The organism is Bacillus cereus group sp. BfR-BA-01441, from assembly GCF_022663075.1.
Taxonomy (GTDB): Bacteria; Bacillota; Bacilli; order Bacillales; family Bacillaceae_G; genus Bacillus_A; species Bacillus_A cereus.
Map to the genome: position 1 here is coordinate 14,900 of NZ_JAKUEU010000069.1, position 12,459 is coordinate 27,358.

Consider the following 12,459-nt stretch of genomic DNA (forward strand, 5'->3'; position numbering starts at 1 on the left):
ATGATTTGGGTTGTAGTCATTATTACAATGCTCTTGTTTATTTTAGTAGCAAAGCCAACGGGGATTTATTTAGAAAAAGCTTTTCAAGGTAGCAAAACGTTAGATAAAGTATTCGGGCCTTTTGAAAAACTTATTTTTAAAATTACGGGTGTAAAAGCATACAATCAAACGTGGAAACAGTACGCATTATCATTAGTTTTATTAAATGGATTTATGATCGTTGTCGTATACTTCATTTTCAGATTACAAGGTGTGCTGCCACTAAATCCAGCGCATATTGAAGGGATGGAGCCTACGCTCGCTTTTAATACAGCAATTAGTTTTATGGCTGATACAAACTTACAGCATTATAGCGGTGAAAATGGTTTATCTTATTTATCACAATTAATCGGAATTACATTTTTAATGTTTGCGGCACCAGCAACGACATTAGCGCTCGTTATGGCTTTTATAAGAGGACTTGCTGGAAAAGAACTTGGTAACTTTTTCGTTGATTTTACGAGAGCGTTAACGAGAGTGTTTCTTCCTATTGCATTTATTGCGGCACTAGTTTTTGTCGCACTTGGCGTACCGCAAACGTTAGATGGGGCGGTTACAGCACAAACGATTGATGGGGCAAAGCAAAGTATATTACGTGGACCTGTTGCATCATTCGTTTCCATAAAGGAACTTGGAAATAACGGCGGTGGATTTTTCGGAGCGAACTCTACGCATCCTTTTGAAAATCCAGGACAAATGAGTAATATTTTGCAAATGATGCTTATGATGTTATTACCAACAGCACTTCCATTTACGTACGGGCGAATGGTAGGAAATAAAAAACAAGGTCGCATCCTTTTCGTATCACTTTTTATGGTGTTTTTACTAGGATTTATAACGATTACGACATCTGAACTAAATGGGAATCCGGCATTAAATGGAATGGGTATCGAACATGTACAAGGAAGTACAGAAGGGAAAGAAGTACGATTTGGAACAGTATTTTCTTCACTATACGCAACGGTAACGACAGCTGCTGAAACAGGCGCTGTTAATACGATGCATGATACGTTAACACCAATTGGCGGTTTAGTTCCGCTTGTAAATATGATGTTAAATACTGTGTATGGTGGCGTTGGAGCAGGTTTTGTAAACATTATTATGTATGCAATTATCGCGGTGTTTATATCTGGGTTAATGGTTGGACGGACACCAGAGTTTTTAGGTAAAAAGATTGAAGGTAAGGAAATGAAATTAATCGCGGTCACGATTTTATTTCATCCATTGCTCATTTTAGGATTTTCGGCATTAGCTCTTTCAACAAATTTAGGGACGGATGCTATTTCTCATTCCGGTTTCCACGGTTTGACGCAAGTGGTATATGAATATACATCGTCAGCTGCGAATAACGGATCTGGATTTGAAGGATTAGGAGATAATACACCGTTTTGGAATATTACGACTGGTTTAGTTATGTTTTTAGGACGTTACTTCAGTTTAATTACGATGCTAGCTGTGGCAGCTTCATTGAAAGAAAAAACGGTAGTGCCAGAAACAGTCGGAACGTTCCGTACAGATAATAGTTTATTTGGTGGCATCTTCATTGGAACAATTGTAATTGTCGGTGCATTAACATTCTTCCCGATGTTAGTACTCGGTCCAATTGCAGAATTTCTTACATTGAAGTAATGGAGGGTAAATGATGAGACCGGTAGTAGTAAAAGAAAAACAATTAAATGAGTCACAAATACATGCTGTAGAAGATGAAGTTAGACAAGCGAAAACGATGGATCGTGATATCGTAACACATGCGATGAAGCAATCCGTTGCGAAATTGAATCCGAAAGTCATGATAAAGAATCCGATTATGTTCGTTGTGGAAATTGGATTTATCATTACGTTCATTTTATCTTTTCTTCCAAGCAGTTCTAGTAGTATACCAGGATGGTTTAATATAACAGTTTCTCTCATTCTATTATTTACAGTTTTATTTGCGAATTTTGCAGAAGCATTAGCAGAAGGTCGTGGTAAAGCGCAAGCCGATTCTTTAAAGCAGTCGAAGAAAGATGTGTTTGCAAATGTAGTAAAAGAAAATGGAGACATTGTCCAAGTTTCAGCAACTGATCTTAGAAAAGGTGACGTTGTTATCGTAAAACAAGGAGAAATGATTCCAAGTGATGGCGAAGTAATCAAAGGATTAGCATCTGTAGATGAATCTGCAATTACAGGTGAATCAGCTCCTGTTATAAAAGAAGCAGGCGGTGATTTTTGTTCCGTAACAGGTGGAACGATGGTCGTAAGTGATGAAATTACAATTGTCATTACGAGTAATCCTGGTGAATCATTTATCGATAAAATGATTTCTTTAGTAGAAGGAGCTGCTCGTCAAAAAACGCCGAATGAGATTGCTTTAAATACAGTATTAACGAGCTTAACTCTTATTTTCTTGATCGTCGTTGTGACGTTGCCGATTTTTACAAATTATTTAGGTTTTCAAATTGATACTGCTGTACTTGTAGCGTTGTTAGTATGTTTAATTCCAACGACAATTGGTGGTTTGCTATCAGCGATTGGTATTGCGGGGATGGATCGGGTGACAAAATTTAACGTGCTAGCGATGTCAGGGAAAGCAGTAGAAGCTGCGGGCGATATTAATACAATTATTTTAGATAAAACAGGTACAATTACTTTTGGGAACCGAATGGCTCATACATTATTACCTGTAGGAAATGAAACGATTGAGCAAGTTGGAAAGTGGGCCGCTATTAGTTCTGTTTTAGATGAAACACCAGAAGGTCGATCTGTTATCGAGTATGTGCAGGGAAAATCTATATCATATAATAGAGAACTTGCAGAACAAGGTGAGTTTGTTCCGTTTAAAGCAGAAACGAGAATGAGTGGTGTTGATTTACAAGACGGAACGAAAGTGAGAAAAGGTGCTGTAGGTGCCGTTATTGAATGGGTTGAGTCACAAGGCGGAACAATTCCGAAAGATGTAAATCAAAAAGCAGACTTAATTTCAAAAGAGGGCGGAACACCACTTGTAGTTGCAGTAGATAATCGTATTTACGGTTTAATTTATTTAAAGGATACAGTAAAACCGGGTATGCGTGAGCGTTTTGAACAGTTACGCCAAATGGGGATTAAAACGGTTATGTGTACAGGTGATAATCCGTTAACAGCAGCAACCATTGCAAAAGAAGCTGGAGTAGATGAATTCGTTGCCGAGTGTAAACCGGAAGATAAAATTGCTGTCATTAAAGCAGAGCAAGATAAAGGGAAACTTGTAGCGATGACAGGTGATGGTACAAATGATGCTCCAGCATTAGCACAGGCGGACGTTGGATTAGCGATGAACAGTGGTACGACAGCAGCGAAAGAAGCGGCAAACATGATTGATCTAGACTCGAATCCAACGAAAATTATTGAGGTTGTAGGAATCGGTAAGCAATTGTTAATGACGCGAGGTGCTTTAACGACGTTTAGTATTGCGAATGATATAGCAAAATATTTTGCAATCATTCCAGCAATGTTTACACTTGCGATTCCGCAAATGGAGGCATTGAACATTATGAAATTAACATCACCACTGTCAGCTATTTTATCAGCATTAATATTTAACGCTGTTATTATTCCATTACTCATTCCGTTAGCGATGAAAGGTATCGCATATAAACCGATGAGTTCTAATGCATTGCTTAGCCGAAACTTACTTATTTATGGGCTTGGTGGAGTTATCGTTCCGTTCATTGGAATTAAAGTAATTGATATAATTGTCGGCTTGTTCATATAAGGAAGAGGGGAAAAAGATGGAGAAGAAACAAAGTATACTATCAACAATTATCCGTATTACTTTTACATTTCTAGTGTTGTGCGGACTTGTATACCCGCTTATTGTTACTGGTATTGCACAAGCCGTGATGAAGGATAATGCGGATGGAAGTCTAATATATAATGATAAAAATGAAGTGATTGGTTCTAAATTAATCGGGCAAAACTTCACGGATCCACGTTATTTTCAAGGGCGTGTTTCTAGTATTGAATATAAGGCTGAAGCATCTGGTTCAAATAACTATGCACCATCTAATCCAGATTTAGAGAAACGAGTAGAGAAAAGTATTGAAGAGTGGAAGAAACAAAATCCGAGAGTTCCAGTAACAGAAGTACCGATAGATTTAGTGACAAATTCAGGTTCAGGGCTTGATCCTGATATTAGTCCAAAGGCGGCCTCGGTGCAGGTGGATCGCATTTCGAAATTAACGAATATTCCGAAAGAAAAACTTAATCAATTGATTAAAGATCAAACAGAAGGTGCTGCACTTGGTTTATTTGGAGAAGATCGAGTGAATGTCTTAAAGCTAAATTTAGCATTACAAAAATTAATGAAATAGTAACAGTGCTACCTCAATCTAACGGATTGAGGTAGCGTTGTTTCGAATGAAAGGTAGTGTTTATTTTGTATGCGGATGATTATGAACCGAAGTTTCAAAGGCGAACGCCAGAGGAATATTTAGAATATATTCGGCAACAAAATCGGGGAAAGTTAAAGTTATATGTAGGAGCAGCTCCAGGCGTAGGAAAAAGTTATAAAATGCTCTTTGATGCAAGGGAAATGAAAAAAGATGGAATTGATATTGTAATTGGTTTGATTGAAACGCATGGAAGAAAAGAGACGGAAGAAGCAATTGCTGATTTAGAAAAAGTTCCTTTGAAAGAAATACAGTATAAAGGAAAGGTATTTTATGAGCTTGATGTGGAAGGAATAAAAAAACGCGCGCCTCAAGTAGTCGTAGTGGATGAACTTGCGCATAGTAATGTTCCTGGTTCTAAACATAAGAAACGTTATATGGATGTGCAGGAATTGTTAGAGGCTGGTATATCGGTATTATCAGCTTTTAATATTCAACATTTAGAAAGTGTTCATGATATTGTAGCTCAAATTACGAATGTAAAAGTAAGAGAACGAATTCCAGATTTTATTTTACAAAAAGCAAATGAAATTCAGCTCGTTGATGCAACACCGGAAGTACTTCGGAAGAGGTTAATAGACGGAAAGATATATAAAGAAGAAAAAATTCAGCAAAGCTTGCAAAATTTCTTTACGCTTAATAATTTAGGAGCACTTAGGGAATTATCGCTTCGTGAAGTCGCTGACGATATGGACGAAAAGATTAGTCAAACAGTGATAGAACCAATCGGAGTGAAAGAAAAAATTCTCGTTTGTGTACAATACAGTTCAACAGCGGAGAAATTAATAAGACGGGGATGGCGCATGGCTGATCGGTTAAACGCTGAATTGTACGTATTAAACGTTGAGAGGGAAAATATAGATTCTATTTCAGCTGGAAAAAAGCAGACGATTGAAGAGTGGAAGTTGCTAACGAATCAATTTGATGCAAGTTTTGTATTAGAAGAAGCAAAGGGAAGAAAGCCAGCAGATGTTATTATTGAAGTGGCAAAAAGATTACAGGTGACGCAAATTTTACTTGGACAATCGGCTAGAACAAGGTGGGAAGAAATACGAAAAGGCTCTATTGTAAATGAAATTATGAGACAAACAAAGTATATTGATATTCATATTGTTGCGGATCAAAGAGGATAAATAGAGCCGACCTTTTTGGGGGCTCTATTTTGCTTTTTGTACAGAATGAAAACTTAGCATTTTCATTGTATATAAGATTACAAGTAAAAACATAATTGCGCCTAGGAAGAAAATCCAAAAGTAATTTTGGTTAAATAAAAGAAATCCACCTATAAGTGGCCCTGTGCCCATACCAAGATAGCGGATGAAGTTGTACATACCGATAGCTGTTGCGCGTTCTTGTACGAATTCTTCTGTTAATAAAGTAGTGTGAGTTGGCATAGAAAGTCCCATACTAAAACCGTACAAAGATGTAACGATAATGATGAATGGGATATTGATGTTATATGTGAAAGAGAATAAAACGACACATATAATATTGAAGAAACTCGTAATAAATAAAGCTTGCTTTGTTGTGAGGCGTTTTTGCAAAAACTTGTAGCAAAAACTTCCTAGCATGATAGAAAGAGACATTGGTACAAACATAAGACCAATTTTATTTACAGTTAAATGAAATGAATTTGTTAAAATACTCGGTAAAAAAACGAGAAAGCAAAAGTAAATACAAAATTGAATGAAGCCAATAAGAGTAATAGAAAATCCAGTTTTATTTTTTAAGATAAGAGAGTAATTCTTTTGTGCTTTAGATTGTTTAATTATATTTGGCTTTGTTTCTGGGAGTAGTGAAATGTTTATAATTAATAAGATAATGCCAAGTGTAGATAAAAAGAGAAATACAGATAAGTGACCATTTATACTGCCAAGATAACCACCTATGAGAGGAGCCATTGCAGGTGCGAGGGCAAGTAACATTTGGTATAGGCTCATCGCTTCTCCGCGTTCTTTTCCTTCAAATAAATCGCCGATAATCGTTGCTGAAACTACAGGTATAGCCGCTATTCCTATAGCTTGAACAGCTCTAAAAAAGAGAAATAAATAAATGTTTGCCGAAAAGGCACATCCGATTGAACCAATTGTACTAATGACTAAACTAGGGATAAGGACAGATTTTCTCCCTTTTGTATCAATTAAAGGTCCATATACGAGCTGCATAATTGCAAGAACGAATGTGAAAAGTGAAACTGTTACATTTACAAGATAAAGAGAAGTGTGAAAAGAATTTTGAATCATCGGTAAGATAGGTGTGTAAATATTTTGAGCGAAGGAACCGAGTAAGGCACTAATACAGACAACATATAAAATGAAAGTTAGTTTAGATTTTTTCATCTTGTTAACCTCCTTGTAATTTAGTTTCCTTGGAAACTAAATTTATTTTAACATGATTTTCTCACTTGTAAAGATGAAAAAATAATTTTAAAATGGTATATAGTTAAATTGTTTCTTTGGAAACTTAGGAGGCGAACGGATTGAAGCATACAACGAAGCAAATGGAAATACTGTCGGACATTCGTACACTTTTGCATAAAAAAGAAGAACATTTAAAACGACAAAACGAGAAGTTTCTTCGTGAGACAGGTGTAAGTAGTATGTCTTTATCTGAGTTACATGTAATCGAATGTATCGGAAAAAATGGTTTGATGAATGTAACGGCAATTACGACAGAAATGGGCATGACGAAGGGAGCAATCTCTAAAATTTGTACAAAGTTGTTTCAAAAGCAATTCGTTGAGAAGATGCAAATGTTAGATAATCAAAAAGAAATCTTCTTCAGCTTAACGGAGAGTGGGAATGAAATATATAAAGCTCATGAAAAATTGCATAAGCAAGCTGAAGAAAAGTGGTTGTTACTTTTAGATGGATATACGAAAGAAGAGCAAGACTTTATTCAAAGGTTTATAAAGGATGTCTCCGGTCATTTGGAAATATAATTGGAAGAAAAAACTCCTTTTTCTCAAGTCTTTTAAATATAATTTCTGAAAGAACTCATATATAATAGAAAAAGATACTTAACATGGTGAATAATTAAAGAGTCAATATATATAGAGGAGAGAGTAACATGCTTGAAAATACGGGGTTAGTATTAGAAGGCGGCGGTATGCGTGGTGTATACACGGGCGGGATATTAGAATACTTTATGGAACAAGATTTATATTTTCCATATGTAATCGGTGTATCAGCTGGTGCTTGTCATGCAGCGTCGTATCTTTCCAGACAAAGAAATAGAAATAAAACGGTCAATATTGATTATGCATCACATCCGAAATATTTATCGTATAAAAACTTATGGAGAAAACGTCAGCTATTTGATATGGATTTCATTTTCCACGAAATTCCAGAAAAGCATGTGCCGTTTGATTTTGAAACATACTTTAATAGCCCGGAACGTTTCCTTGTAGGAACGACGGATTGTGAAACAGGGCAATCTGTTTATTTTGAAAAAGAAGGAACGAATGATGATGCGCTAAATTTATTACAAGCGTCTAGTTCATTGCCTTTCATTGCACCAGTAGTAAATTACCGCGGTAAACAACTGTTAGATGGCGGGATTTCTGATCCAATTCCAGTTCGTAAAGCGCAAGAGGATGGATTTAAAAAATCAGTCGTTATTTTAACGAGAAATCATGGCTACGCGAAGAAAAAATCAAAGTTTGGATGGATTGCAGCGAAAGCTTATAAAAAATATCCGAACCTTGTTAACACGATGCTGAATCGTTATGAAGTGTATAATGAAACACTTCACTATATTGAAAAAGAAGAACAAGCTGGCAATTTATTTGTTATTCGCCCAGAAGTGCCGCTTCAAGTAGATCGTATGGAAAAAGATACAGCAAAACTACAAAATTTATACGAGCAAGGCTATGAAGATGCAAAGAGGCAATTTGCAGATTTGCAGGCGTTCTTGCAAAAATAATAATTAGGCTGTGGAGATGGAGTTCTCTGCAGTCTTTTTATATTGCTTTTAAAAAAGGAAAATAGAACATCGAATTTCGATGCTCTACTTTTTATGTATAAAAAAATCCCTCTTTATGAGAGATTTTAATGTGGTAAGAATATCAATTGATAAGCAAACAAAATTCCAAATACATACACAAGTGGGTGAACAGCACGGAATTTACCTTTTGCCACTTTCATAAGTGGGTATGAAATAAATCCAAGTGCGATACCTGTTGCGATACTTGATGTAAGTGGCATGCTTAAGATTACTAAAAATGCTGGGAATGCTTCATCAAATGCGTCCCAATCGATGTGGCGAACTGAGCCCATCATAAGACTACCAACGATAATTAATGATGGAGCAGTAATAGCTGATACACCAGAAACAGCACTTACTAATGGTCCGAAGAATGCTGCTAATGCGAATAGAACAGCTACTGTAACAGTTGTTAAACCAGTACGACCACCAGCTGCAACACCAGCAGATGATTCAATGTAAGCTGTTGATGGTGTCGTTCCGAACATAGAACCAATAGTTGCTGAGAATGAGTCAGATAGAAGAGCTCGTCCTGCTTTTGGAAGCTTTCCGTCTTTCATAAATCCACCTTGTTGTGCAACGCCAAGTAATGTACCTGTTGTATCGAATAGTGTAACAAGGAAGAATGAGAATACAACGCCGTATAATCCGTAGTTAATTACGTCAGATACAGCAGTAATTGGATTTGAAACGATAATTCCTTCTGGTAATCCAGGCATTGATGTAACACCGTTTGAGAATGTTAACTGTCCTGTGAAGAAAGCGATAATACCAGTTAATAGCATACCAATAAATAGTGCGCCATTTACATTTAAAGACATAAGAACAATAGTAATTCCAAGCCCAGCCAATGCTAGTAGAACTGGAGCAGAGTGAAGATCACCAAGTCCAACTAAGTTTGCATCATTTTTTGTAACGATACCTGTTAAACGTAAACCGATAAAGGCGATGAAAAGACCGATACCAGCAGTAATTGCATGTTTTAAGTTTTCAGGAATTGCTTCCATTAATTTTGTACGGAAAGATGTGAATGATAACAAAATTAAAATCATACCTGCTACGAATACAGCAGAGAATGCAATTGCGAAAGTCATGCCTTCATGCGCTTTTACAACAGAGTAAGAGAAGTAAGCATTTAATCCCATACCTGGTGCGATTGCGATTGGTAAGTTTGTAAAGATTGCCATAAATAATGTTCCGACAACAGCAGCGATAATTGTTGCTGTAAATGCTTGTTCAAATGGAACACCTGCATCTCCAAGGATAACAGGGTTTACGACAATGATATATGCCATTGTTAAGAAGGTAATAATACCTGCCATAATTTCAGTTTTAATAGAAGTTTTATGTTTTGAAAGGTTAAACATATAAACATCCTTTCTGTTTACGAATAATTTTCACAACAGTTATATATAATATTCGTTTTTTATCTATTTTGCAATAGTTTTGCATAAAAAGTTTATAACAATTCATATTTTGTGTCTTAAATTCGAATATTAATCGTAAAACGATGTGTGAATTTCAGCTTTTTATTGTGCACATGCTAAGGAAAAGGAGTTGAAAGCAGCTATGCCACAGCAAAAAAACTTTATAACAATGCCTGCGCAACATCAAAATAAGCAGCCAGGTATTGAATCATTAATGAGCCCCCTTCCGCAGTTTGAAGATGCAAACTATAAAGGAAGTGAAAAGTTAAAAGGGAAGAATGTGTTAATTACGGGAGGAGATAGCGGAATTGGACGAGCAGTTTCCATCGCTTTTGCAAAAGAGGGAGCAAATGTTGCGATTGCTTATTTAGATGAGGAAGAAGATGCAAATGAGACGAAACAACGTGTTGAAAAAGAAGGTGTAAAGTGTGTATTGTTGCCGGGGGATTTGAGTAATGAACAGCATTGTAAAGATATTGTGGAAGAGACCGCCCGGCAGTTAGGTAGTTTAAATATTTTAGTGAATAACGTTGCACAGCAATATCCGCAGCAAGGGCTAGAGTATATTACAGCAGAACAGCTAGAAAAAACATTTCGTATTAATATTTTTTCTTATTTTCACGTTACGAAAGCAGCCCTTTCTCATTTGAAGAAAGGGGATGTCATTATAAATACGGCATCTATCGTTGCATATGAAGGAAATGAAACGTTAATTGATTATTCCGCAACGAAAGGAGCAATCGTAGCTTTTACAAGATCACTTTCTCAATCGTTAGTGCAAAAAGGGATTCGGGTAAATGGTGTTGCACCAGGCCCGATTTGGACACCGCTTATTCCATCGAGCTTTGATGAGAAGAAAGTCTCTCAGTTTGGGAGCAATGTTCCGATGCAAAGACCTGGTCAACCATATGAATTAGCGCCGGCATACGTATACTTGGCATCTGGTGATTCATCCTATGTTACTGGGCAAATGATACATGTAAATGGGGGCGTTATTGTAAATGGATAGTTTTCATTTATAAGAGCAAAGTAATGTTAATTCCACTTATTATAGGGAGCGCTAGGGGGGATATAGCTGAAAAAGTTATGTTTCATCATACTATTATTTTTCATCCTACCGGTTAGTGCTTTTGCTAATACAGATCATTTAATATTAGTAAATCTTACGACGAACCAGTTGTCTTTTTTTGAAAATGGAAATTACACAAAAACATTTCCAGTAACGACTGGAAGAGATCGTACACCTACGCCTGAAGGTAATTTTTGTATTATAACTAAATTTAAAAATAAAGAATACCATCGAAAAAAAATACCTGGGGGTGCACCGAATAACCCTCTTGGTACGAGGTGGCTTGGACTAGATAAGAATGAATATGCAATTCACGGGACGAACCGGGAATGGACGATTGGAAGTAGGGAATCAAATGGCTGTATTCGTATGCATGACAGGGATATACAATGGTTATATGACCGAGTACAATTACAAACAAAAGTAATCATTTCTCGTTTTCATACGAGCCCCGAATATGAAGCGAATAAACTTGGTTATCGCGTTGTGAGCTGGAATGGTCGAAAAATAGAAAAAGAACAAATTGGAGTACTTACGTTAGTAGACCGCGCGGATATATATTGGCAAGAACCAAATGGACAGTTAACGAAAGTGGAAACGGTATTGCCAAATGAAAGATATCCAGTGTACTCAAAACGAAAAGATGGAATATATTATATAGGAAACAATTCGTATATTATAGATGAAACAGGAGAGAAAGTTCGTTACGAGCAAATTCCTTCTTCGATTTTAAGTAATATATATAAACGGAAATACAATGTTCCGTAATGGCTACCGTATTATAGACGGTAGCTTATTTATACTTGGAGTTTAACTGCAACTATTGTATTTTGCTGAATATAATACAGTACAGATAGGGGGCGGTTATATTATGAAAAGTGAATTTGCGTTTAAAGTTTTCTTAGTAACGACCTGTTTATTTATCGTGTATTTATATGCGTTTCTCGTCTTTTCTTTTTATGTTCCATATGTTGATTTAATATTATTCTTCGGATTTATTTGGGCGTTTGTGAAAGCGAGGGAAGGAGAGAAGAGTATATATCGGCGCATTACCCTATGCGGGACGGCCGTTCTCGTTATTTTGTACTTTTTTATTATGCATGATTTTTGGAGAGGGATGTAAAAAAAGCATACGATTAATCGTATGCTTTTATATCTGTTAATGATGGAAGAGAGGCAATTGCACCGTAATTTGTACATGTGATAGCGCCTACTTTATTTGCAAAGGAGATAAATGCTGTTAAGTCTTTGAAATGATACGAAAGTGTATGTTCACTTTGGGCAATCTGATATAACATTGCTCCAACGAAAGCGTCACCAGCACCAGTTGTATCGACTTGTTGAATGGAAATAGAAGAGACAATAGTTTGACCTTCATTTGTCGCAAGAAGGGTACCGTCTTTTCCAAGTGTAATAGCTACTACTTTTGCGCCATAATTTAATAATTTGAGTGCAGCTTGTTGTAAATCACTCTCTTTAGAGAGCATAGTAGCTTCCTCTTGACTTACTTTTACGAAGTGTGCATGTTTTA

At 36.4% G+C, this 12,459-nt stretch carries 12 protein-coding genes; 9 read left to right on the top strand and 3 right to left on the bottom strand.

What is annotated here, in order from left to right; translation table 11 throughout:
• The 4 genes from kdpA to kdpDN are packed head-to-tail and all read left to right on the top strand — an operon-like array spanning position 1 to position 5,581.
• A complete protein-coding gene (gene kdpA, locus MR107_RS22795) occupies positions 1 to 1,668 on the top strand; it encodes a potassium-transporting ATPase subunit KdpA (RefSeq protein WP_242292734.1) in 1,668 nt (555 codons plus the stop codon).
• 13 nt (positions 1,669 to 1,681) lie between these two features.
• Complete coding sequence (gene kdpB, locus MR107_RS22800) at positions 1,682 to 3,772, top strand: potassium-transporting ATPase subunit KdpB (RefSeq protein ID WP_001248003.1); 2,091 nt, start codon at positions 1,682 to 1,684, stop codon at positions 3,770 to 3,772.
• Positions 3,773 to 3,788: 16 nt separating this feature from the next.
• Complete coding sequence (gene kdpC / locus MR107_RS22805; protein ID WP_017656929.1) at positions 3,789 to 4,370, top strand: K(+)-transporting ATPase subunit C; 582 nt, start codon at positions 3,789 to 3,791, stop codon at positions 4,368 to 4,370.
• A gap of 56 nt (positions 4,371 to 4,426) precedes the next feature.
• Positions 4,427 to 5,581 (top strand): KdpD-like non-kinase potassium sensor, encoded by a 1,155-nt coding sequence (kdpDN, locus tag MR107_RS22810; RefSeq protein ID WP_003269552.1) that lies wholly within the window; start codon positions 4,427 to 4,429, stop codon positions 5,579 to 5,581.
• Positions 5,582 to 5,605: 24 nt separating this feature from the next.
• Here kdpDN and MR107_RS22815 read toward each other — a convergent pair whose 3' ends face one another.
• The gene (locus tag MR107_RS22815) at positions 5,606 to 6,787 is read right to left on the bottom strand and encodes an MFS transporter (protein ID WP_000748727.1); all 1,182 of its coding nucleotides are present in this window, start codon (positions 6,785 to 6,787) and stop codon (positions 5,606 to 5,608) included.
• 140 nt (positions 6,788 to 6,927) lie between these two features.
• Between MR107_RS22815 and MR107_RS22820 the strand changes: the two genes are divergently transcribed.
• Together MR107_RS22820 and MR107_RS22825 are read left to right on the top strand one after the other, a co-directional pair.
• A complete protein-coding gene (locus MR107_RS22820; RefSeq protein WP_000683327.1) occupies positions 6,928 to 7,389 on the top strand; it encodes a MarR family transcriptional regulator in 462 nt (153 codons plus the stop codon).
• A gap of 128 nt (positions 7,390 to 7,517) precedes the next feature.
• Positions 7,518 to 8,372: a patatin-like phospholipase family protein gene (locus MR107_RS22825; protein WP_000892675.1), complete on the top strand. Its 855-nt coding sequence runs from the start codon at positions 7,518 to 7,520 to the stop codon at positions 8,370 to 8,372.
• Positions 8,373 to 8,497: 125 nt separating this feature from the next.
• Here the strand turns inward: MR107_RS22825 and MR107_RS22830 are convergent, their stop codons facing one another.
• Positions 8,498 to 9,799, bottom strand: coding sequence for an NCS2 family permease (locus MR107_RS22830; RefSeq protein ID WP_000482715.1), 1,302 nt, complete (start codon positions 9,797 to 9,799; stop codon positions 8,498 to 8,500).
• Positions 9,800 to 10,001: 202 nt separating this feature from the next.
• Here MR107_RS22830 and MR107_RS22835 point away from each other — a divergent pair, with 202 nt between their 5' ends.
• From MR107_RS22835 to MR107_RS22845, 3 genes are all read left to right on the top strand, one after another.
• Positions 10,002 to 10,868 (top strand): SDR family oxidoreductase, encoded by an 867-nt coding sequence (locus MR107_RS22835; RefSeq protein ID WP_001136261.1) that lies wholly within the window; start codon positions 10,002 to 10,004, stop codon positions 10,866 to 10,868.
• Between the two features lie 66 nt (positions 10,869 to 10,934).
• The gene (locus MR107_RS22840) at positions 10,935 to 11,696 is read left to right on the top strand and encodes a L,D-transpeptidase (protein WP_025687114.1); all 762 of its coding nucleotides are present in this window, start codon (positions 10,935 to 10,937) and stop codon (positions 11,694 to 11,696) included.
• Between the two features lie 103 nt (positions 11,697 to 11,799).
• Positions 11,800 to 12,051, top strand: coding sequence for a hypothetical protein (locus MR107_RS22845; protein ID WP_000834195.1), 252 nt, complete (start codon positions 11,800 to 11,802; stop codon positions 12,049 to 12,051).
• 13 nt (positions 12,052 to 12,064) lie between these two features.
• Here the strand turns inward: MR107_RS22845 and MR107_RS22850 are convergent.
• The coding region (locus tag MR107_RS22850) for a PfkB family carbohydrate kinase (RefSeq protein WP_242292735.1) at positions 12,065 to 12,459 on the bottom strand (395 nt) is incomplete at its 5' end.